At 71.0% G+C, this 22,211-nt stretch carries 14 protein-coding genes; 7 read left to right on the top strand and 7 right to left on the bottom strand.

The window, feature by feature from the left end; genetic code table 11:
• Positions 1-55: 55 nt before the first annotated feature.
• Both WME79_RS28980 and WME79_RS28975 read right to left on the bottom strand, forming a co-directional pair.
• A complete protein-coding gene (locus tag WME79_RS28980) occupies positions 56-976 on the bottom strand; it encodes a transposase (protein WP_437521325.1) in 921 nt (306 codons plus the stop codon).
• A gap of 119 nt (positions 977-1,095) precedes the next feature.
• Positions 1,096-2,076, bottom strand: a complete 981-nt coding sequence (locus tag WME79_RS28975) for a LysR family transcriptional regulator (protein WP_437521322.1) — start codon at positions 2,074-2,076, stop codon at positions 1,096-1,098.
• 124 nt (positions 2,077-2,200) lie between these two features.
• On the opposite strand from WME79_RS28975, the gene WME79_RS28970 reads away from it, so the two are divergent.
• A complete protein-coding gene (locus WME79_RS28970; RefSeq protein ID WP_437521319.1) occupies positions 2,201-3,421 on the top strand; it encodes an Acg family FMN-binding oxidoreductase in 1,221 nt (406 codons plus the stop codon).
• Between the two features lie 63 nt (positions 3,422-3,484).
• Here the strand turns inward: WME79_RS28970 and WME79_RS28965 are convergent, their stop codons facing one another.
• Positions 3,485-4,660, bottom strand: a complete 1,176-nt coding sequence (locus tag WME79_RS28965) for a lactonase family protein (RefSeq protein ID WP_437521316.1) — start codon at positions 4,658-4,660, stop codon at positions 3,485-3,487.
• Between the two features lie 222 nt (positions 4,661-4,882).
• Positions 4,883-5,653, bottom strand: a complete 771-nt coding sequence (locus WME79_RS28960; RefSeq protein WP_437521313.1) for a MerR family transcriptional regulator — start codon at positions 5,651-5,653, stop codon at positions 4,883-4,885.
• 75 nt (positions 5,654-5,728) lie between these two features.
• On the opposite strand from WME79_RS28960, the gene WME79_RS28955 reads away from it, so the two are divergent.
• The 4 genes from WME79_RS28955 to WME79_RS28940 all read left to right on the top strand — a co-directional run bounded on the left by WME79_RS28955 (position 5,729) and on the right by WME79_RS28940 (position 11,190).
• Positions 5,729-6,217 carry a GyrI-like domain-containing protein gene (locus tag WME79_RS28955; protein WP_437521310.1) on the top strand — a complete coding sequence of 163 codons (489 nt, stop codon included), beginning with the start codon at positions 5,729-5,731 and terminating at the stop codon, positions 6,215-6,217.
• A 651-nt stretch (positions 6,218-6,868) separates the two neighbouring features.
• A complete protein-coding gene (locus WME79_RS28950) occupies positions 6,869-7,666 on the top strand; it encodes a sensor histidine kinase (protein ID WP_437521307.1) in 798 nt (265 codons plus the stop codon).
• Between the two features lie 516 nt (positions 7,667-8,182).
• Positions 8,183-9,631, top strand: a complete 1,449-nt coding sequence (locus tag WME79_RS28945) for a hypothetical protein (RefSeq protein WP_437521304.1) — start codon at positions 8,183-8,185, stop codon at positions 9,629-9,631.
• 65 nt (positions 9,632-9,696) lie between these two features.
• Entirely contained in the window at positions 9,697-11,190 is a 1,494-nt protein-coding gene (locus WME79_RS28940) for a flavin monoamine oxidase family protein (protein ID WP_437521301.1), read from the top strand.
• Between the two features lie 18 nt (positions 11,191-11,208).
• On the opposite strand, the gene WME79_RS28935 is transcribed toward WME79_RS28940, so the two are convergent.
• Positions 11,209-13,062: a sigma 54-interacting transcriptional regulator gene (locus WME79_RS28935; protein WP_437521298.1), complete on the bottom strand. Its 1,854-nt coding sequence runs from the start codon at positions 13,060-13,062 to the stop codon at positions 11,209-11,211.
• 259 nt (positions 13,063-13,321) lie between these two features.
• Here WME79_RS28935 and WME79_RS28930 point away from each other — a divergent pair, with 259 nt between their 5' ends.
• Together WME79_RS28930 and WME79_RS28925 are read left to right on the top strand one after the other, a co-directional pair.
• Positions 13,322-15,577: a TOMM precursor leader peptide-binding protein gene (locus tag WME79_RS28930; RefSeq protein WP_437521295.1), complete on the top strand. Its 2,256-nt coding sequence runs from the start codon at positions 13,322-13,324 to the stop codon at positions 15,575-15,577.
• 232 nt (positions 15,578-15,809) lie between these two features.
• The gene (locus WME79_RS28925; protein WP_437521292.1) at positions 15,810-16,982 is read left to right on the top strand and encodes an amidohydrolase family protein; all 1,173 of its coding nucleotides are present in this window, start codon (positions 15,810-15,812) and stop codon (positions 16,980-16,982) included.
• Between the two features lies 1 nt (position 16,983).
• Here WME79_RS28925 and WME79_RS28920 read toward each other — a convergent pair whose 3' ends face one another.
• Entirely contained in the window at positions 16,984-17,433 is a 450-nt protein-coding gene (locus WME79_RS28920) for a BMA_0021/BMA_0022 family TOMM bacteriocin (RefSeq protein WP_437521290.1), read from the bottom strand.
• A gap of 145 nt (positions 17,434-17,578) precedes the next feature.
• Entirely contained in the window at positions 17,579-21,808 is a 4,230-nt protein-coding gene (locus WME79_RS28915) for a TOMM system kinase/cyclase fusion protein (RefSeq protein ID WP_437521287.1), read from the bottom strand.
• Between the last annotated feature and the right edge of the window lie 403 nt (positions 21,809-22,211).

The following is a 22,211-nucleotide window of genomic DNA, read 5'->3' as shown; positions in this document are numbered from 1 at the left end:
GAGCTGTGCGCGCTACCTCACCGAGGTTGTCCCTACCTTCTTGCCCTCGAAGTACCTATACCGTGAGCACGACATCGGCCATGTTGGCGCCGTGAAACGTGCGCATCCACCACGTCCCTGCCGGGAATACCACGCTGCGCACACCGGCACGCCACCGCTCGAGCGCCGCGCGGTACAAGGCGCGAAACCCGCGTACAGCGGCACGAGCCGCGCGCCACGCGTCACCCTGCTTGCGGCCGACAGCGAACGTCGGATTACCAGAGCGCGCCGCCTCGAGGCTCGTGACACGCTCATGGGGCGAGACCTTGCCGGCTTGCTCGGCGCCAAGGAAGCGGCGCCCTTGCTGCTTCACCTCCGCTTGCGCCTGCAATTCTTGCCTCTCGAGCTCGGCGGCGATGGCATGGCGAAAGTCCTCCGCGCTGTCATGCTCGATGGTCGGCGGCAGCGCGAGTGACAGTGTTGCTTCCTCCGGCCACTGTGGATTTTTCGGGTCGAAGTATGCGGCGGGACGTGCCGCGCACAACACGCCCCGGCCGATCTCGCGCACCTTCACCTTGGCGCCCGGCCACTCATGCGCATGCGGGACGAGCCCAGCGGCCACAGGGTTTGCGAGGACATAGGCGATCTTCTCCACGACCGCCGCGCGTGTCAGCAGCCGCACCACGCTCGTGGCTTCATGATCCCATACCGGCCCTTCCCATGCACGGAGCACCTTCGTGCCGAGCGCGACGATGCGATGGAAGAACTGCAGGAAGCGCGGAAGAACGCCGTTCGTGTCGGTCACGACGAGGTGCAGGTGCGTCGACATCGCGCAAAGCGCATGGACCTCGATGCTGTAGCGGCGGGTCGAGACCGCGAGGGCGTAGACCAAAAGCTGAGTGATGGCTGCATCCGGGCGGAAGAGGAGATGCCGACGCAGGACGCGACGGGTGATCAGGTAGGTCGCGCCGGGCGCGATCTGGCGGGGCTGGCTCATGGCCGGGCAGAATTCCAAATGCCGTGCCGGCGATCGTGGTGAACGATCTCAAGTACTTACCCGTGCCTGCAGGTGGCGGCGCCATGGCGGACCGTGCTCCCTCACCCCTGCGGGTCGGGTCAACCTGGTGGGTCGAGTTCCCCCTTCCGGTCAACCTGGGTCGGGTCAACCTGGTTGGGTTGGTCGGGTGGGGTCCTCGCGCCCGCGCGGATCGCCTTGCTGAGCCAGGAGCGCAGCCAGCGATGGCCTGGATCGTCGTGCACGCGCTCGTGCCAGACAGCCGAAGATCGGTCCACGCCGAGCTCGACGGGGGGCCGGACCGCGCGTAGGCCGAAGGGCGTCGACAATGCCGCGACCGTCGCTGGACACGTCACCACGAGATCCGAGGCCGCGATCAGGAAAGGCACCGTCACGAAGTGCTGGACCTGCGCGACGATCCGCCGGCGCCGCCCACGAGCTTCCAGCGCGCGATCGACCAGGCTGCCCGGCATGCCGTGCGGAGCGATCAAAACGTGCCCGAGCTCCAGATAGCGCTCCAGGGTCAGCCGCTGTGACGCTGCAGGGTGGCCCCTGCGCATCAGCGTCACGAATCGCTCCTCCGGCAAGCGCAGCTGTCGTGACGACGGGGGCACGAGGAACTCCGGGACGAACGCCAGATCCGCCGTTCCCCGCTCGAGCCGCCTCACGAAGTCCGCGTCGGCGCGGTCGACCTGAACCGTGACGTACGGCGCCTCGCGCGCCAGCATGGGCAAGAGCCGCGGCAGCGCAACCGCCTCCAGCAGGTCGTTGCCGAGCAGCACGAAGCGGCGCTCGGACGTCGCTGGGTCGAACGGCGCGCCGGCCTGGACCGCCGCTCGCAAGCTCGCGAGCGCCTGAGCCAGCGGATCGGCGAGCGCCTCGGCGCGCGGCGTGAGGGCGAGCAGCGGCCGCCCCGGAGCGAGCAGCGCATCGCCGAAGAACTCGCGCAGCCGTCCGAGCCGCTGGCTCGCGGCCGACTGCGTGATGCCGAGCCGCTTCGCCGCGCGCGTCACGTGCCGCTCGCGCAGCAGCACGTCAAGCGCGAGCAGGAGATTCAGGTCGTCGGGGAGAGCCTCGAGCATTAGCTATAATAATACATCATATTAGAGAGATATCCTGTACTAATCGTTAGAACCGCCTCAATCTCTGCGCATGGCCGTCGCTCGCGGAGCACGGTCAGACGTCCTCTGGAGGATGGAGCGCATCATGGAGAGGAAACTCAAGGTCTCGCGGCGGCGCCTGCTGGAAGGCGTCGCGACGCTCGCCGTGGCCGCGGGCGCTGGCTGGTACGCTGCCGGCCGGGGTGTGTTCGACGCTCGGACGGGCGAGCCGTTCGCGCCTTGGACCGCGTTCCGCGGGCAGCGCGGCGGCGAGCTCGCCGAGCTCGTGCGCGCGGCGGTGCTCGCCGCGAGCCCGCACAACACGCAACCCTGGCTCTTCGAGGTCCACCCGGATCGCATTGACGTGTTCTCGGACAGGTCCCGATCGCTCGGCACCATGGATCCGTTCCTGCGTGAGATGCACATCGGGCTCGGTTGCGCGATAGAGAACCTGGCGCTCGCGGCGGGTTCGATGGGATGGGCGCCCCGCGTTGAGCTCGAAGCCGGTACGCTGCTGGGCTCCGACCCGGCGGGATCTCGCGCTCTCGAGCGCGCCTCGCCGCGGGCGATCCGGGTGGCGAGCCTCCGGATCGGGCCAGGCGCAGCGGAGTCCCCGCTCGCGGAGGTCATCGCGCGGCGACACACGAACCGCGGCCCGTACCTGGCGCAGCGCGTGCCTGCGTCGGCGCTCCAGGAGCTCTCGCGCCTGAGCGAACCGGGCTCGGATGTCGACGTCGTCTGGCTGGAGCACCCGGGCCAGCGCGAGAGCTTCGCCGCTCATACGCTGCGCGCCACCGAGACCATCGTCCGCGACGCGGCGATGGTGAGGGACAGCGACGCGTGGTTCCGGCTGGCGCCGGAGGCGGTACCGAGCCATCGGGACGGGCTGACCCTCGATGTGATGGGGCTCGGTCCGCTGCTCACCGCGGCGGTCAAGCTGCTGCCGCGCCCGTCGGCGGAACAGATGCACGACGACTGGCTCCGCGTCACCCGCGAGGTCCATCTCGCCGGCGATCCCGCCATCGGCGTCATCGCGGTTCGCGACCGCTACGATCTGGGCGCGACGCTCCGCGCTGGGCGCCTGTGGCAACGCATGCATCTCTGGGCGACCGCGCGCGGCATCGCGATGCACCCGCTGAACCAGGTGCCGGAGGTCATCGACCGAGAGCGCATGCTTGGACGAGCGCCGGCGATGGAGCGTTCGTTCACCGAGGCGCTCGGTCTGGGCGACCGGCAGGTCACCTTCGCGTTCCGACTGGGCTTCCCGGAGCGAGAGGGCGTGTGCGGCCCGCGCCGCGCCGCGGAGGAAGTGATTCGCGCCGTGTGAGCGCCGCGCTTCTGCTCGCGTGCTGGCCGCGGGCGCCAAACCCTGGATGCCGAGGAACGAGCATTACCGCACGGCGATGCCCTGGGCGCCGCCGCCGGGCGTCAATCCACCCGCCTCCCCGCGTGGGATCAAGCTGCCGTCGTGGCTCACCTGGAATGCCGCGATCGTCCCGGTGCCGGCGTTGAGGGTGTACAGAAACCGGCCGTCGCGCGTCATCGTGAGGTCGATCGGCGCCGTTCCGGTGGGGAACGAGGCGGACACGCCGTCGTCGAGCAGCGTCAGCGCGCCACGCGCGTCGACCTGGAGCCCGGAGAGCGTGTTGCTGCCCGTGTTGGCCGTGAAGACATAGCGGCTCCCAGGGGCGCCGGCGATCCAGCAGGTCGCTCGCTGGAAGGTGTCGACCGTGTCGCTGATGACAGCGAGGCTCCCGTCGTGACCGATTTTGTACGAGGACACCACGCTCGTGTCGCCGGTCGCGGGCATGCCGTCGCCGCCGACCTCCGCCACGATGAGATGGCCGCGACGATCGAAGGCGAAATCGAACGGGACAAGGCCCCTGGAGATCGTCGTGACCGGCGAGTCGCTGGGCAGTCCGCGGCCGCTCATGGGGAACACATGGAGCTGATTGGACCCCTTGCCCGCCACGACCAGCACCTCGCCGTCGGGAGAAAATCCGATCTGACCCGGCGTCGCGCCGAGCGACGGTGGCGTCGTGCCGCCGAGGCCGAGACCGCGGCTCGACCGGTCGAGCGGGACGAGCTCGCCGCACGGGTTCACTTCAAAGCCGGCGATGTTGCCTTCTCCACCCACGTTGAGGACATAGAGAAGGTCGCCGTGCGAGGCGACGCTCACCGGGAAGTCGCCGCCCGAGTCGACCACGTCGAGCAGCGTCAGGCCGTGCGGGCCGACGCGGAACATCGACACCTCGCTGCTGCCCGCGTTCACGGCGAACAGGAGCTTCCCGTCCTCGCTGAGGACGAGCGAGCCCTGGGATCCGAGCGCGTTGATCGGCCGGGTCGGCGCGCCGAGCCCTCCGGTCGCGTACGTGCCGGCGTACGAGAGCGAGCCGTCCGCCGCCCGGTCATACGCCATCACAGAATTGCCGTCTCCGGCGTTGGTCATGACGAAGATCTGGCCGTGCCGGTGGACGCCGCTGCCGTGCGCCATGGCGTCGCCGGGCGCGCCCGCTGCGAAGAGACCGAAGCTCAGGGCCGTGATGCTCATCGTGCTGCGAAACATGAGAAAGCTCCTGGGGAATGGCGCCGCGAACCCAGCGGCGCGGGCTTGTCGGTGCGTCGATCGTCGAGGCGCATCTCCGTCGTGACGACGGGCACGGCGCGCCCCGAGCTCGCGGGCGTGCGGCTCTGCGCGCTCCGTCGGGCGGGTTCATCCGCTGCTACGCGGAAGCCCCTCCGCGGTTTCGCTGCAGTCGGCCGGTCCGCTCCAGCGCGCCTCAGCCCTTCACCCGGCCGCTGCGGCTGGCTGGATGCGCCGGACGGCGATCATCAGCAGGTAGCGGTCCGGGGCACCAGGCAGGTAGCGCTCCAGGTGGAGCTCCCCGGGCCGGAAGCCGAGTCCATGCAGCAGGCGGAACACGCGGTGTGCGGCCTTCTCGTCGCGAACGGAGCACTCGAGGGTAGCGAACACCGTCGGCGGCACATCCTGGCGCCGCGCCCCCTGGGGCAGCCGGCGCCCAGGTCGGATCCGGAACCCGACCTCTCCATGAAGATGACCGTCCACGAGGTCCAGCGTGCGGACGTACCCGCTGGTCAGCACCGGAACGCGCCTGCGAGCCAGCTCTCGCTTGCGCGCCGCCACGTCAGCGCGAAAGGCCAGCGGGCCCTCCGGCGCCGTCGCCGGGAACCAGAGCAGCGCCGAGGGCTCCTTCCAGTGCTCGAGGTGGATCGGGATCTGCGTCGACGTCACGCCGCGCAGATACTGATCCGCGATCTGGAGCGAGAGCAGGCGGGCCGTCATGTCCTGCTGCCACGTCGCGAGCATCGCCTCCCGCGCCCGGCCGCTCATGCGCAGGAACTCGCGGATCTCTGCGATGGGGAGCCCCGCCGCGCGCAGGCTGCTGATGAAGCGGGCCTCTTCGACCTGCCCTTCCGCGTACACGCGGTAGCCGTTCGCGCGCCGGCCGGCGGGCAGAAGGAGGCCCCTGCGTTGATAGAAGCGAAGCGCGCTCGGCGATAGCCCGCTGCGGTCCGCGAACTGGGAAATCGTGAGCATGCGGTGGATTTTTCCTTGAGCTTCAACCTGGTTCAAGGTGCAGGGTTCGGGCGTCGTTTCCAAGGAGAAGAGCGCGTGAACGTTTCCGTCGTGAGCCAGGGCGAGCTCCGGATGGCTGGCATCAAGGTGGTCGGTCGTCGCAGTGAGCTCAGTCACCGCGTGCCGCTCGCATGGCTCGAGCTCGTCGATCGCCTCGAATCTGCCCCCCACCGGCTCGACCGGAGCGTGCTGTACGGAGCCTTTCCGGAGAGCGATCACCAGAGGGCGAGCAACGACGGCGTTTACACGTACTGGGTGTGCATCGAGGTGAGCGCGGGCGGGGCGTGTCCGGAGGGGTTGCAGCCGCTGGTGATCCCGGCGCGGACCTACGCGATGGCCCGGGTCGAGGGGACCGCGGAGGCCATCGAAGCGACCTACCTGGGGCTGTCGCGCTGGATCGAGGCGCAGGGCAAGCGCGTCGATGCTGGGGCCTGGTGCCTCGAGCGCTACGACGAGCGTCGGCAAAGGGTGACACCCCCCTACGAGCGGTTCGACTACGAGGTGTGGAAACCGCTGGACGCATGACGCGCTGGACCGACGCGGCGCGCCGGATGGCTCAACCTCGGATTGGATTTCCCCAACCTTGGATTTCCCCACCCTGGGTAACCTGGGTCGAGGCCGGATTTCCCCCACCTGGGTCGTGGTGCGCGTCGCTGGATCGCCCAACCTGGGTCGGCATGCCGGTTGCCAACCCGAGTCGTAGCGCGCAATCCGGCTCGCTCGTTGCTCCAATCCCCGGTCGCCAGCCCCAGCCACCTCAACCTGGGTCGGGGTCGCCTGCCGCCCAACCTGGGTCGGGTCGCTGCCTCAACCTGGGTCGCTCCGCTCCGCTGCCTCAACCTGGGTCGCTCCGCTCCGCTGCCTCAACCTGGGTCGGGTCGCTGCCCCAACCTGGGTCGGGTCGCTGCTGCCCCAACCTGGGTCGGGTCGCTCCAGGGTCGGGTAGCTCCACCCCGGACGGGCGAGCCTGGCGTTGCCGCTCGCGGGCATCGGCTCTGCTTCTTGCGCACCTGAGCAACCGTTCGCCGGGCGCCACGACACACCCGCCCTCGGCGGCCCGGATCCTGCGCGAGATGCTGCGGAAACCGCGCTTTTCCGAGGGCGATGACGCGTGGCATCGCCGATGCTTCGGACGCGATCGCGAAAGTCCATCCACTCTCCAACGGGAGTTGAATCATGTCCGTCTCGAACGCCCCTCTCACTGGAACCCCCGAAGCTCGCCGGCTCGCCCGCGCCTGCGAGCCCGACGCAGGCGCCAGTGTTCGGGACGAGTTCCTCACGCTCGCGTCGCACGAGCTCCTGACGCCGCTGACCTCGCTCAACTTGCAGGTACAGCGGATGAAGCGGCTGAGCGAGCAGCGGGCGGAGGACGGATCAACCTGGGTCGCCTCGCTCGAGGTCGTCGGCCGGCAGGTCAACCGGCTCACCCGGCTCTGCGATGACATGCTCCAGGCGATCAGGCTCCGATCGGGCCCGCTCGATCCCGAGCGCGAGACCGTCGATCTCGGGGCGCTCGTCCGGGAGGTGATCGCCGGGCTCCCGGTAGAGCTCCGCTCCCCGTCCTCCACGATCTCCATCGACGCGCCGGAGGGCATCGTCGGCCGCTGGGACCGCGAGCAGATGGGGCGCCTCGTGTTCCACCTCGTCAAGAACGCCATCCAGTTCGGCGCGGGCCGGCCGATAGCCATCGAGGTGAAGGCCTGTCCCGGCGGGGCGGAGCTCCTCGTCCACGATCAGGGCGCGGGCATCGCGGAGGAGGACCAGGCCCGCATCTTCAGGTGCTTCGAGCGCGTGGGCGGCGTTGTGCACTTCGGCGGCCTCGGGCTCGGCCTCTACATCGCGCGCGAGATCGTGCGCGCTCACGGCGGAACCATCGGTGTGGAGAGCTCGCCGGGCTGCGGCTCGACGTTCATGGTCGAGCTCCCCCTCGAGCCCGAGCCCGCCAGTCGGGCCGCCATCTCGCTCGCTCCCTGATTCCGTCGCTCTGCGACGCCCGCCCACACGCCGTCACCCTCCCCATCCCCTCGTGGAGCGCCCTCCCACACCGCGAGGCGCCGTCTATCCCCCACCCTCAACGTGAGCTCACCGGTCACGCGCGGCGCGCCCGACGCTCGCCGCCACGCGAGGTCCGCCGCCGCCACGCGAGGTCCGCCGCGCGAGCACACGACGGCGCGAGTTGGCCGCTCGCCGCGAGATCTCGTGATCTCCCGCCTCGTCGAGGACTCCATCACCCGTCGACACGGGGCGCGCCCTCCCTGGTACGCAATCCCTTGCTCGATCGCGTAGCGGTCCGCGCGCTTCATCCCCGCTCGCGCGGCCAGCGCGCCGATCTCCCGGCGAATCTGCGTGGGCGCGGCCGGCACGAGGTGTGCTCTGGCTCACATGAGAGCTAGGGCCAGATAGGCAGTCCGCGTTCGACGAATGCTCGATCGAAGCGGAGCCGATCGATCGATGGGGCGTCATCGTGGCGCCCGCGTCGCAGGGAGAACCATGAAGATCGAAGCGACCAGCGACCTCATCAGCATTGTGCTCGGCAAAGGTCCCTCCACCATCGTCTCGGAGGCTGCGAAGAACACCGAGGCTCACAGCGGGCATCATCCGATGAGCGCGCGACCCGCCGCCCTCGCGGAGCTCGACGGAGAGAGGGAGGCTTCTGGCGGCACCGCCGCCCCTCGCTACCAGAGCGCCGTGACCCAGCCGGCCGCCGGCCTCGCGAAGGCGCCGGAGCTCCTCGCCGCGAAGCAGCGCGTGCTGTCCGGCAGCAGGCTACCTGAGGCCTCGGTCCGCTTCGCCGGGCCTGCCGAGATCGACGTCTTCCTCGGTGAGCTCGATCAGGCGATCCGTCCTTTCGAGGACTGCTTGCGAAAGGCAGGGGCCCGACACAACGACAGGGCCGCTCAGCTCAAGGCCATCATCAAGAAGGCCTCGATCCAGACCAGCAAGACCCGGTTCGAGTGCCCCCGGGAGATGGCGGAGTTCGACGCCCGGCTCGAGCGGATTGTGCGGACGGGTGAGCCCATTGTGCTGGCCATGCCGGAGGGCGGCGGCAAGGTGCCAGTGCCGCTCAAGACAGGCAGGTTCGGCAGGGGGCCCGATTTCGCGGAGTTCCTCGGCATCAAGATGCGCGCGGCGCTGGCGCGCGTCCTGCGCGAGTTCCACCCTGGCGGCGCCCACGTCATCGTCGTGCCGGATACGTGCCTTCACACCCGCGACATGGGCTTCTGCGCGGACGAGGTCCGGAGCCACCTCGAGCAGCTCTGGCGCGATCTACCCCGCCTCGGCATCCGTGACGAGGTGATCGTGGCCGATACGCTCGCGTACCTCCCCGCGGACTGGGGCAGCGTCATCGAGCGCAGCGTCGCGGAGGTGGTCGCCTCGATCGCGGAGGATGATGCGGTGAGGGAGGCGGCGGCCGCCCAGTCGAGGTCGCTGATGTTCATCAAGGATTGCGGCCTCTCCGACGAGGACGAGGCGGTGCTGTTCTATGCCGCCGTGGCCGGGCACCCGGACGGGATCCCCACCCGGCTCGCCGCCCAGGCCAGGGCCTTCCAGGCAGCGACAGACGAGGTGACGCCCCTCTACATGGCCATCAACCATCATGGCATCCGGGGCCTCGGCCTGATCGAGCGGGTGGTCGACGGGCTCGGCTTCTCGAGCGCGAGCTACCTCCGCGCGAGCGTCCACGCCAAGCCCGGCTGTCCGCGGCCCGCCCTCAGCGTCTTCCACGCCCTGGCGCCGGTCGCCCTCTTGCCGATGCACGCCCTCGGCGTGCGCGTGATCGACGAGACGCCTCGCTGGGGACTCTCGTTCGATGTCGTCGGGCGGATGCGTGGCTGGCAGGCCGTTTGCGAGACGACCACAGGGCGCTTCCTGTTCTATGAAACGACGCAGGAAGGTGTGGAGATGGGCGGCGCCTGTGCCGAGCGGGCAGCCGCGTGACAGCGCCGCGGAGGCCGGCGGGGGCGCCGGCCTCAACCCCTGTCCAGGAACCGAGGAGGACCCGCGTGCAAGAGTTCGATACGATCGTGGTCGGCGCCGGCATCACCGGCCTCTACTGCAGCTTTCGCCTGGCCCAGCGGGACCCCCGCCGCACCGTCGGGCTCTTCGAAGCCTCGGACCGGTTCGGGGGCCGGATCGAGACGGTCGACCTCGATGGGTTCCTCGCCGAGTGCGGCCCCATGCGCTTCGAGAAGCGCCGGCAGCGCTTGCTGATGGGGCTGCTCGACGAGCTCGACCTGAAGACCAGGCCGTTCACCCCGTATTCGGCCGAGCCCGTCCAGGGGCCGCGGTTCTCCCTCGCCCCCGACGAGGCCGGACCCGCTCATCGCCCCCATACGACGCTCGAGCTGATGAAGCTCGGTATCCTGAGGATCTTGAAGGACACCCGGTGGGCGAGCCCTGGTAACCCGGACGACCCCAGGGACGAGAAGCACCGGGAGTGGCTGAGGAGCCTCGCGGAGGACGACTATGCCAGCATGCGCCGCGGCGCCAGGCTGGGAGGCGCCTTCCTCTACGAACAGGGGTTCTGGAACGCGCTGAGCGACGTCCTCAGCCACGGTGCCGTGCTCGCGATCCGGGATCAGGGCACGTTCTTCCACCTGATTCCCGAGAACCCCAACGCCATGGACTGGATCGTCTTCTGGCTTCGCGCGCTGTCCAGCGAAGGGGAGGGGGAGGCCTCGCTCGTCAGCATCGAAGGCGGCTCCCGGGCGCTACCGCTCGCCCTGGTGCGGGAGCTCGAGCGGCGCCCCGAGCAGGTCGCCATCCACCTTCGCCACGCGCTCACGTCGCTCTCGGCAGCGGAAGGAGGGAAGATCCGCCTGCAGTTCGCCCGCGGCGAGGAGACGGTGGAGGCCGTCGCCAAGCACGTGATCCTCGCCTTGCCCCGCAGCCCCCTGATGCGGCTCGCCGGCTGCTTCCCCCGGGAGATCCAGCGGGATCTCGACGCGGTCTTCGGGTTTCCGCTCCTCAAGTGCTTCCTGGTCACGGACGCGCCGTGGTGGACGGGGCGCACGCCGCCCCACAGGAACGCGTCGCTGATGCCCGCCAGGGAGGTCCACACCACCTACCGCGAGAGCGACGGCAAGGGCATGATCATGCTCTACACCGATCGACCGGCCACGGAGTTCTGGAAGGTCTATGTCCAGGGCGAGGCCCACGATCGCGCGGAGATCGACGGCAGCGAGGCGCTGAAGCGGCAGCTCCTGAAATACCTCGGCGTGGACCTCCAGGATCCGGCCGGGCGGCAGCGCGCCGCCGGCACCGTGACGACGTGGGCCATCCGCGACTGGAGCCGGGAGCCCTACGGGGCGGGGGCCCATACCTGGCGGCCAGGCATCAGGTCGTGGGAGGTCCTCGAGAGGCTGAGGGCGTTCAACCTCCCCGGCAGCAACGCGCCTGTCGGCAGCGTCCATGTCTGCGGCGAGGCCTACTGCGATTATCAAGGGATCGAGGGCGCGCTCCGCTCGGCCGAGAGCGCGCTCCAGACCGTGCCCTGATCCTCGATGCGGCGCGCGCTACGGCTCCCGGGGGGGCGCGTACCCGAGCCGCTTGATGCCGAGCGCCTTGAGCTTGTACACGAGCGTGCGCAGCGGCATGCCGAGCGCGCGCGCCGCCTCCGTCTGGTTCCCGCTCGCCTTGCGGAGCGCCTCGACGATCAGCTCGGCCTCGCAGCGCTGCAGCCGCGTCTTCAGGTAGTCCCCGCCCGCGGGCGCGGCGGTGAGCTCTCCGACCTGGTACGGCAGCTCCCCCTCCACCGCCGGCTCGGAGGTGGGCGCCGCCCGGGCGCGCTCAGGCAGATCCTCCTCGGCGATCCACTCGCCCTCGGCGATGACCACGGCCCGCTCGATCGCGTTCCGCAGCTCCCGCGCGTTTCCCGGCCAGGAGTACGCCCGGAGCCGCGCCAGCGACTCGGCGTCGAAGCCGCGGATCGACCGGCCGTTCGCCTGGTTCGCCTGGTCGAGGAAGCGCAGCGCGAGCGGCTCGATGTCCTCCGGGCGCGCCCGGAGCGGCGGGATCGTCATCGTCATCGTGTTCAGGCGGTAGAACAGATCGCTGCGGAACGCGCCGGACGCGCACATGGCCTCGACGTCGCGGTGGGTCGCCGCGACGACGCGCGCGTCGACGTCGATCGGCTTGTTCGAGCCGACGCGGGTCACCTGCCGCGTCTCGAGGACGCGCAGGAGCGCGGCCTGCACCGCGGCCGGCAGCTCGCCGATCTCGTCGAGGAAGACCGTCCCGCCGTCCGCCCCCTCGAACACCCCTCGCTGCTGCTGCCACGCGCCGGTGAACGAGCCGCGCTCGTGGCCGAACAGCGTGCTCTCGACGAGCTGCTGCGGGATCGCCCCGCAGTTGACGCACACCATCGGCTTGCCGCTCCGCGGGCCGCTGTCGTGGATCGCCCGCGCCACGACCTCTTTGCCCGTCCCCGTCTCGCCCAGCAAGAGGACCGGGATCGACGAGCGCGAGACCCGCTTGACGATCTCGAAGACGCGGCGCATCGCGGAGCTCACGACGACCGGCTCGAAATTGCAGGCGCCCGGGCTGCTCTTCCAGGTCCCGCCCGGCGCCGAGCGCACCGGCTGCTCCACCGTCGCGCTGCGCACGGCGCTCCAGCACCGATCGAGCAGCTCCTCCGCGACGGTCCCCGCCTCCGGGAACGTCGCGAACCCCGCGAGAACAACGGGCGACCCGCCCCCTGGCGGCGCGGCGAGCGCGCGCGCCACGTCGAGCGCCACCTCTGTCCCGGCCTCGAGCAGCAGCGCCGCCACCACGTCCGAGCTGTAGAGCGCGATCCGATCCACGGGGCGCAGCAGCGCCCGCACGCGCGGGAACAGGTGGCTCACGTGGGCGCCGGGCTGGCGGGCGACCCGGGCCATCACGACGGCGAAGCTCCGCCCGAAGTACCGCGCGCGCTTCACCTCCTCTTCGAGGGCGACGCGGAGTTGCTCGTGGCTCATCAGCCCTGGCAGCTCGTCCTCGGCCGCCGTGATCGAGCGGACGGCGACCACGACCTTGCCGAGGATCACCTCCTCGCCCGGCTTCACCTCGCCTCGCGTGATGCGCTCGCCGCCGAGCCAGGTGCCGTTGGTCGAGCGCAGATCCTCGATGACGACCTTGTCGCCGGACTGGGTGAAGCGGGCGTGCTCGCGCGAGAGGCTGACGTCGCCGATCTGGACCTGCGACGGCGGCGCCCGGCCGATCACGACCGGCACGCCAGGGCTCAGCACGGCGCGCTCGGCGCCGTCGCGGTGGTAGACGAGCAGGGCGACGCGTCGATCGTCCTGCCTGACACCCTGGATCGCATCGATGAAGCTGCTGGACAGCGGCGTTGTCTCCGGGCCGATGTCCGTCTCGCGAATGACTGCCACGCTGCTCACCCCCTTCTCACACGACCTCGCCCCCGGGCTCGCGGGCGGCGCGTCGCGCGCGTCCGCGCGCTCCCGCGGCGTGCGCCGGCGAGCCCGCTCGCCCGCGTTCCAGGCAGGCGCTCGCTGACGCTGAATTGCGCACCAGCACGGGCGTCTCCGGCGGGCGGCGACGCACCAGCTTGTCCATCAGGGTCCGGTGTTCATGAAGCGCATCCCACGCACCCCGCGCCTCCAACGCGTCCAATGCACCCGGCGCACCTTGCAATTCAAGCACCACCTGGGCGTCGAGCTCGCTGGTGACAAGGAGACCGTGTTCCTGATCAGCGAGCGTGAGCGCACCATGCTCCGCGGCCGTGTCGTTCACCTCCTGGGGCCGCTCCTCGACGGCCGGCGGACGGCAGACGAGCTCGTCGCTGCGCTCGACGGCGAGGTCTCCGCGGCCGAGGTCCGCTACGCCCTGAGACGGCTGGAGCAGCGAGGCTACGTCACCGAGACCGCGCCTGCTCCCGAGGACGCGGGCTTCTGGCAGGCGCCGGGGGCGGACGCCGCGCGCGCCGCGCAGTGCCTGGCGTCGGCGCCCGAGGTTGAGGGCTTCTGGCAGGCGCTGGGGGCGGACGCCGCGCGCGCCGCGCAGCGCCTCGCGTCGACGCCCGTCGCCGTGCGGGCGGTGGGGGGCGAGGACCCGCAGGCGCTCGCCGGCGCGCTCGCCGAGGCGGGCATCGTTGTGCAGCCGGAGGCCGCGCTCGTCGTCCTGGCGACCGACGATTACCTGGACACCGCGCTCGACGCGTGGAACCGGCGCGCGCTCCGGGAGGCGCTCCGCTGGCTGCCGATCAAGCCTGGCGGGGTCGAGCCGTGGATCGGCCCGGTGTTCCGCCCGGGCGCTGGGCCGTGCTGGGCCTGCCTCGCGCACCGTGTACGGCACAACCGGCCGGTCGAGGTGTACCTGGAGCGGCGGCGTGGCGGTCGCGAGCCGCTCCTGCCGCCGCTCGTCGGCCTGCCTGCGGGCCGGCACGCGGCGCTCGGGCTCGCCGCCGTGCTCGTCTCGAGCTGGATCGCCGCGGGAGGCGCGGGGCCGCTCGACGATCGGCTCTATAGCCTCGACCTCTCGCGCGCGCGGATCGCGGAGCACCCGGTGGAGCGGCGGCCCCAGTGCCCGGCCTGCGGCGACCCCGAGGGCGCGCGGGCGCGCGCGCTCGCGCCTGTGGTGCTGGAGCCTCGCCCGAAGCGCTTCACCGACGACGGCGGCCACCGCGCCGTTCCGCCCGAGGAGACCCTGGAGCGCGTCCTCCGCCACGTGAGCCCGTCGACCGGGCTCGTCGCGAGCCTGGGCCCCGTGGAGGGGCGCGATCACCCGCTCCGTCCCGTCTACGGGGCCATCCACCGCGTCTGCCCGGCGGGAGACGCCCCTGCGTTCGGCGACTTCCACCGGGCGAGCGGCGGCAAGGGCCGCTCCCCCGCCCAGGCCAGGGCGAGCGCGCTGTGCGAGGCGATCGAGCGCTACAGCGCGACCTACCAGGGCGACGAGCCCCTGCGTCGCGCGCGCCTGGCCGAGCTCGGCGGCGACGGCATCCCTCCGGACGCCCTGCACCATTTCAGCGCGGCGCAGCTCGGCGCGAGGGAGGCCGGCGCCCCGCCGGGCGATCCCAGGCTGGCTGTCCCCCTGCCGTACGACCCGGGCGCCGTCATCGACTGGGCTCCTGCGTGGTCGCTGACCCACGGGAGGCGGCGCTACCTCCCGGCCGCGGCCTGTTATCTCCACGTGCCGGCGGCGTCCGGCGAGCCGTTCTGCTCGTTCAACCCGAGCGGGCACGCGGCGGGCAACTGCCTCGAGGAGGCGATCCTGCAAGGCTTCCTGGAGCTCGTGGAGCGGGATGCGGTCGCGCTCTGGTGGTACAACCGCGCCCGCCGCCCCGCGGTCGATCTCAAGAGCTTCGGAGATCCGTATTTCGACGCGCTCGAGGGGCACTACCGCGGTCTCGGCTGGCGCCTCTGGGTCCTCGACGTCACGAGCGATCTCGGCCTCCCGGCGTTCGCCGCCGTGGCGCGGGCGGCGGACTCCGCCCGGCTCACGCTCGGCTTCGGCTGTCATCACGACGCCCGCCTCGGCGTGCAGCGGGCGCTGACCGAGCTCAATCAGCTCTTTGACCCCCGCGACCTCGCACCGGCCCGCGGCTGGGATCGCGCCGCCCTGACCGCCGAGGCCTACCTGTTCCCCGACGGCGGGGCCCCGGCGCGGGCGCTCGGCGACTACCCCGTTGTCCGGAGCGACGACCTGCGAGACGACGTGATCGACTGCGTGGAGCGCGCGGCGCGCGTCGGCCTGGAGACCGTGGTGCTCGACCAGACGCGGCCCGATACCGGTCTGTGCGCCGTGAAGGTGGCGGTTCCCGGCCTCCGGCATTTCTGGCCCCGCTTCGGGCCGGGGCGCCTCTACGACGTTCCGGTCCGCCTCGGGTGGCTCGATCGGGCGAACCGGGAAGAAGACCTGAACCCGGTGCCGCTGGTCGTCTGATTCCGTTCCGTTCGCCAGAGATCCGGAGAGAGAGATTTTAACGCAAAGGCGCAAAGGCGCAAAGACGCAAAAGAAAGAATCAATATTTTAATTTTTTTTGCGCCTTTGCGTCTTTGCGTCTTTGCGTTGAAATCTCTCTCCGGATCCCTGGCAAGATTTCTAACCCGCGGCACCAGACCAGGTCCGGAGGATTCGGCAGCAGCAGAAGCAGCAGCAGAAGAGGAGATGTCCCGTGCGCGACGGCTATCGCATCCTCGACGCGGATCGTCACGTGATCGAGCCGCTCGATCTGTGGAAGACTCACCTCGATCCGGAGCTCCGCGCTCACGCGCCCTACCTCGCGTACGCCGGCGAGGGCGAACCCCTGGCCGACCGCGTGGCGCACCTCGGGCCGGAGGGGTTGCTCCGGCTCCCACCGCAGCCGATGGTGGATGGCCGGCCGGTCCATCACCGGATGAGCGCGCGGACCTGGCGCGCGATCGCCGCTGCCGGCCGCCGGCGGCTCGGAGCGCTCGCGTCGCTCGGGCCGCTCGAACAACCGCGGGCGCAGCTCGACGACATGGATCGCGAGGGCATCGACGTGGCGTTCCTCTACCCGACGCTCGCGCTGGCGCTCCTCGGCATGACCCCGCTGGATCCCGCGTTGGCGAGCGCATTTGCCAGCGCGTACAATACCTGGTTACGGGGCTTCTGCGATCACGACCCCTCGCGCCTCCGGGGCGTGGCCCTGATGAGCCCGCACGATCCGGCGCAGATGGTGCCCGAGCTCGCCCGCGCGGCCGCGCTCGGCTTCCGCGCCGTCGTGCTCCGGCCGAACCCCGTCGCGGGGCGGACGCTGGGCGACCCTGCTTATGAAGCGTTCTGGGCCGAGTGTGAGCGGCGTTCGATCGCTGTCGCCATCCACGAGGGCGCGCACGCCTCCCTGCCGGCGGCCGGCGCCGATCGCTTCCGCAGCCGCTTCGCCCTGCACGCCTGCTCGCACCCGATGGAGCAGATGATGGCCTTGCTCGCGCTCATCGAGGGCGGCGTGCTCGAGCGCCACCCCGGCCTGCGGGTGGCCTTCCTCGAGGCCGGCTGCGGGTGGCTGCCCTACTGGCTCTGGCGCCTCGACGAGATCGAGTACCGGGGCCTGGCCGAGGAGGTCGCGCCGCACGTCCTCCGCGAACCGTCCGCGTATTTCCGCCGCCAGTGCTTCGTCGAGATCGAGCCGGACGAGCCGTGTCTGGAGCAGGCGATCCCGTGGATCGGCGAGGACAGGGCGATCTTCGGGACGGACTTCCCCCACATCGATCACGACGCCGGCATGGTGGAGCGGGCGCTCGCGCTCCGCCGCAGGCTCCCCGGCGAGTGCCTCCGCAAGATCCTTTGGGACAACGCTGCCAGCTTCTACGGCATCGATGGATGACTCAGCAGATGACGCCGAACGACCCGGGGTCGCTCGCGAGCTCGGCCAGCGCGACGGGCTGATCGTCCAGCGCCGGCGGCGGTGGTACATAGAGCGTGATGGCGCCCGCCGAAGGGTCCCAGCCCCTGCGCTGCTCGCAGAAGCGCAGCGCGTCGCCGCCCGGCGAGCCTGGCTCCGGCGCGTCGCGGATGGTGAGGTCGAGCCCCGGCGGCAGCCCATAGCCGCAGCGAGCCATCAAGAAGCCCCGCGGATCGCGCTTCAGCCGATCGAGCTGCGTCGGATCTTCCCAGCAGATCGCGACGGCGCAGAGCCACGCTCCCTCCAGCTCCAAGAGACCTTCCGCCATCGCGCCTCGTTCGGGCGGGGGGCGCGCTTCCTCGTCGAGATGCGCGGGATGGCTGTCGGCCTCCGGCATCCTGGACATGTACTTGGATGACTGATGGGAAAACATGGCTACCTCCAATTGCCGGTGCCGCAGGCGCTGGCATGGGATATAGAGCTCATTGGACCGGCGCCGCGCGCCGTCGAGCCCCTCGCGCATCCAATGCAAAGCAACGCAAGCGCGATGAAAGCGCCCGAGGTGGCGCCGAGGCAGATCAATCGATCATCTCCTGGAGCAGCGCTCGCGCCTCGGCAAAATCGGGAAGATCGGTGCACTCTACAGGCCAGTCGGTGATCTCCCCGAGCAGACGGCGCGCCTCGTCGCGCCGGCCCTGCTGCGCCAGCATTCGGCAGAGCGCCAGCGTCGAGCGCAGCTCGAACATTCGCGCGCCCTGCTCGCGCGCGATAGCGATCGATCGCCGCAAGCACCGCTCGCTCTCCTGCTCAGCGTCGGCGCCGGAGGCGCGGAGAGACAGCGCCTTCAGGCGGTAGAGCTCCGGGAGGTAGTACACGTCTCCCGACTCCTCGGCGAGCAGCAGACAGCCCGCGAGCTGCTCGATTGCGGCCTCGTGCTGCCCGCGCTCGGCCTCGAGCTCCGCCACGAGGGAGAGCCAGTACGACAGGCCTGTCTGCTGGCCGGCGTCCCGGATCGCCTCCACGTGCTGCTTCAGCTGCTCGAGATCGCGCTGCGCCCAGCAGCGCAGGGCCCAGCAGTGCACCCTGAACCAGAGCTGCTGATGCTCCGTCAGCTGAAGGACGGAGTCGGTCACCGCGGCGACCTGCCCCCGTTCGCGGCCATAGTGGTAGACGCCGGCCAGGTGGAGCAGCGCCATCCCGAGGCTGCTCAGGTGATCGAGCTCGCGCGCCCACGCCACCGCGGCCTGCCCGTGGGCGAGGGCCTGGGCGGGACAGCCCATCAGATAGAGCACCACCGCGAGCGTGTACTGGCCCCAGACCTTGACATCGACGCCGTAGAAGAAAGCCTGCTCCCGATGTGCCTGAGGGTCGTAGAGCGCGATGCCGCTATCGAATTGCTGGCGGGCCTCTGCGAGCTTTCCTTCAAAGAACGAACACTGTCCCAGCAGCACCGTCGACGCGACCAGCTGCGCGGTGTCCTGCGACCGCCTGGCCAGGTCGAGCCACCGCTCTGCGATCGCCCGCGCCTCGCGGCGATGGCTCCGCATGTGGTGGTACCAGAACATCGCCCACAGCGTCGGCCGGGTCATCGAGCTCTCCCCGAGCTCGTCGCTCAGCTCCTCACAGCGGTGGACCGCGGCCTCGAGCTCCTTCGGCATGTACCCGCGCCGGACGATGAGCGCCAGGATCAGCAGGCTGTTCAGGCGCAGCTCCGCCAGCGCGCGCTCCCGCGCGTCCGGGATCGCTGACAGCCAGCCGAGCGCCTGCGTCACGTGGACGATCGCCTCGGTGTCGTCGGCGTTCGCGGGCCGCTTCAGCGCGCGCTCCGCCGCGATCTCCGCGTAGGCGATCGCCCGCTCCAGCTGCTCGGCGGCCGCGTGGTGGTGCGCGAGCAGGTTGGGCCGCGCCGCGACGATCTCGGGGAAGCGCGCCTCGAGCGTCCGGGCGATGATGGCGTGCACCTTCCGCCGGCTCCGCTTCGAGAGCGACTCGTAGGCCGCGTCCCGGAGGAGCACGTGCTTGAACTGGTACGTCGGGTTGTTCAGCCGCCGCTTCCTGTGGATGAGATCCGCGGCCAGCAGCCGATCGAGGTCCTCCTGGACCTGCTCCCCGTCGAGCGCGGACACGGCGCAGAGCACGTCCTGGCAGAACTCCCGGCCGAGCGCCGCGGCGATGCGGGCCGTCTCCTTCGCCCTGCCGAGCCGGTCGAGGCGCGCCACCAGGAGGCCCCGCAGCGTCGTGGGGATCGCGAGCGCCGAGAGCGGCTCGGCGAGGCGGTAGTGGTCCCCCTCCTCCACGAGCGCCCCGGACTCGAGCACCATCCGCGTCAGCTCCTCGACGTAGAGCGGGACGCCGTCGGTCCGGTCGACCACCTGCGCCAGCACGGGCCCAGGCAGGGCCCGGCCGCCGGCGAGGCGCGCCACCAGGTGCTCGACGTGCGATCGATCCAGGCGGCTCAGCTGGATCTGGAGCATGCCCGACATCGACCATGGCGGCGAGAACTCGGGCCGGGCGGTGAAGACCGCCATCAGCCGCGCCGAGGGCACGTCGGCGATCATCACGCCCAGCCACTCGAGGGTCGTCGGATCGGCCCACTGCAGATCCTCGACCAGGAACAGGACGGGCTGCTCCTCGGCCATGTCGAAGAGCATCGTCACGAGCGCGTTGAGCGTCCGCTCCTTCTGCCGCAGCGGCGGGCCCAGCGGGGCGGCGTAGCGCCCGTCGAGGGGGATCGACAGCAGCGCCGCCAGCAGCGGTACCATCTCCGAAAGGTCGAAGCCGCGGCGCGAGAGGAGCGCCTCGAGCCGGGCGAGCCGGCGCCCCGGCGCGTCGTCCCGGCCGGTCTCGATCAACCGCTCCAGGAGCTCGATCAACGGGTAGAGCGCGCTGCTCCGCTGATCGGGCACGCAGCGGCACTCCAGGCAGCTGTGCCGCTCGCCGTGGAGCCGCCGGACGAGCTCCCCGGTGAGGCGCGACTTGCCGATCCCGGGGCCGCCGGTGATGAGGATGCTCTGCCCGATGCCCTGCCGGACCTGGCCCCAGCGCTGGAGCAAGAGATCGAGCTCCTGGCTCCGCCCGATCAGCGGCTCGGTGTCGCGGCCGGCGATGTCCTGGTCCTGGGCCGGGGGAGGGATCTCCTGCCCCATGCGGTAAATCGCGAGCGGGCGCGCGACGGACGAGAGAGCGGGCGGCGCCATCGGCTCGAGCGCGAACCGGCTCCGGAGGAGCCGGAAGGTCTCTCCGCTGACCACGACGGTGCCCGGCGCCGCGACCGCGCTCAGCCGGGCCGCGATCTGCGGTGTCGTCCCGAGGTGCTGCGTGTACCGATGGAGCTGGCCGGCGACCACGAGGCCGGTGTGGAGCCCGATCCGGACCTCGAGCGCCACGCCCCGCGCCGCCGTGAGCTGCGCGCTGCGCGCCTTCACGTCCGCCACGACCTCCAGCGCCGCGCGGGCGGCGCGCCGGGCGTCGTCCTCCTGCGCGGAGGGATAGCCGAAGTGCAGCAGGACCTGATCCCCCAGCGCGCCCGCGAAGCGCCCTCGGTGGCGGCGGGCGATCTCGGCGCAGGCGTCCTGTTGCTCGTCGAGCAGATCGTCGATCTCCTCGACGTCGGTGGTCTTCAGCCCCGGGCCCGACGCCGTGAAGGTGCAGCAGACGACGGTGAGGGGCCGCCGTTCACCGTCGGGTCGCTCCAGCGCCGGTCCCTCTGTCCCCGGCGGGGCCGGCGCGTCCACGCGCCGGGGCGTGGCCGGAGACGGCATCGTCTCGGCCGCCGCGTGGTCGCTGGGCAGCGCCCGGGGCTCTTGCGGGGACGCGTCGAGCGGCGCCGTCTCGCTCGCGACGCGGCGCCACGGGCTCGCGTCCGCCGCGCTCTGGGTCGGGGCGGGCGGCGAGCGCGGCTCTCGCGCGGGCTCGGCGAGGTCCTCGACGCTCAGCGCATCCACGTCGCAGGCCTCGAGCTCGCGCAGCAGGCCCGAGGCCGTGACGACGCGCGCGGACATGTCCTTGAGGGTCGCGCGCCGGAGGAGGGCGCCGAGCGGGTGCCCGAGGAGCGCCGGAGGGATCGGGATCGGCTCGGGGCTGGCCTGCCGGAAGAGCACCTCTTGCACCGACCTGCCGGTGATCGACGGCCTGCCGGTGAGGCACTCGAGGAAGACGAGCCCCCAGGCGTACAGGTCCGAACGCACGCTCACCGGCTGCCCGAGGAGCTGCTCTGGCGCCGCATAAGCGGGCGTGCAGAGGATCTCGTTGCTCGGGGTGAGCTTGGGGTCCACGCCCTCCATGGCGCCGGCGATGACCGCGCCGATGCCGAAGTCGAGCACCAGCGCGTTTCTCCGCGCGCCGGTCGAGACGATCATGATGTTGCTGGGCTTGAGATCGCGGTGGACGACGTTCTGCCCGTGGGCGCAGCCGAGGGCGTCGAGGACCTGGAGCATCAGGTACCGCGCCTCGCGCGGATCGAGGGCGATCTCTTTGGCCAGCACCTCCGCCAGGTTGTGGCCGGGCACGAACTCGAAGATGGTGTAGAGGGTGCCGTCGTCCGTCTGTCCGGCGTCGATGAGCCGGACGATGTTGGGGTGGTGGAGCTGCGCGCAGAACCGCGCCTCCTGGTGGAAGCGGGCGCAGCGCCGCGCGACGTCGGCGGACTTGCTGCCCCGGATCGGGTGCATGACCTTGATGGCCACCGCCTGTCCGGTGGCGAGCTGACGCCCCTTGTAGACGTCGGCGAAGCCGCTCTCGCGCAGCGCGGAGACGATCTCGTACCGCTCCTGGAACACGGCGCCCGAGGCGATCGCGCTGTGGCTCATCCCATCTCCCTCCGCCGGGCGGCCCGGCGCGACCGAAGGAGCGGGCGTGATCCGGGGAGGGCGGCGCGCCGCGCCGATCGGCCCACCTCATCGAGGAAGCGTTTGGACAGAGCGGCTGTCGATCTCGTCAGCAGAGCTTGTCCACGGCCGACCTCGCTGCTCACGTTGGTGCATATAGGGTGGTACTCCGTCGACGTCCGTCGATGCCGAGCGAGTTCCGGCGCCATCGGCGAAGAAACCCCGGAAGACGCTCGCGTCCGGTCGGCTCCGTGGGGATCAGCTGCAGGGAGCCGGGCAGGCGTGCGCGGGCGCGCCTCTCGCGGGGCGGCGGCCGAGCTCCGCCTGCGTGTTCGATTCAGTTACAATCTTCTATCGTGGCTGGTGGCGCGACGACCGAGCAAGT

It is taken from the genome of Sorangium sp. So ce726, from assembly GCF_051521405.1.
Lineage (GTDB): Bacteria > Myxococcota_A > Polyangia > Polyangiales > Polyangiaceae > Sorangium.
Note: the sequence above shows the minus strand (reverse complement) of the source record. Positions and strands in the feature narration are given on the sequence as shown.

Excerpts from the sequence above, each read along its gene's own strand:
- WME79_RS28965 (WP_437521316.1), bottom strand. The coding sequence starts at position 4,660 with ATGTTTCGCAGCACGATGAGCATCACGGCCCTGAGCTTCGGTCTCTTC.
- WME79_RS28970 (WP_437521319.1), top strand. The coding sequence starts at position 2,201 with ATGGAGAGGAAACTCAAGGTCTCGCGGCGGCGCCTGCTGGAAGGCGTC.
- WME79_RS28915 (WP_437521287.1), bottom strand. The coding sequence starts at position 21,808 with ATGAGCCACAGCGCGATCGCCTCGGGCGCCGTGTTCCAGGAGCGGTAC.
- WME79_RS28980 (WP_437521325.1), bottom strand. The coding sequence starts at position 976 with ATGAGCCAGCCCCGCCAGATCGCGCCCGGCGCGACCTACCTGATCACC.
- WME79_RS28960 (WP_437521313.1), bottom strand. The coding sequence starts at position 5,653 with ATGCTCACGATTTCCCAGTTCGCGGACCGCAGCGGGCTATCGCCGAGC.
- WME79_RS28975 (WP_437521322.1), bottom strand. The coding sequence starts at position 2,076 with ATGCTCGAGGCTCTCCCCGACGACCTGAATCTCCTGCTCGCGCTTGAC.
- WME79_RS28920 (WP_437521290.1), bottom strand. The coding sequence starts at position 17,433 with ATGTTTTCCCATCAGTCATCCAAGTACATGTCCAGGATGCCGGAGGCC.
- WME79_RS28945 (WP_437521304.1), top strand. The coding sequence starts at position 8,183 with ATGAAGATCGAAGCGACCAGCGACCTCATCAGCATTGTGCTCGGCAAA.
- WME79_RS28950 (WP_437521307.1), top strand. The coding sequence starts at position 6,869 with ATGTCCGTCTCGAACGCCCCTCTCACTGGAACCCCCGAAGCTCGCCGG.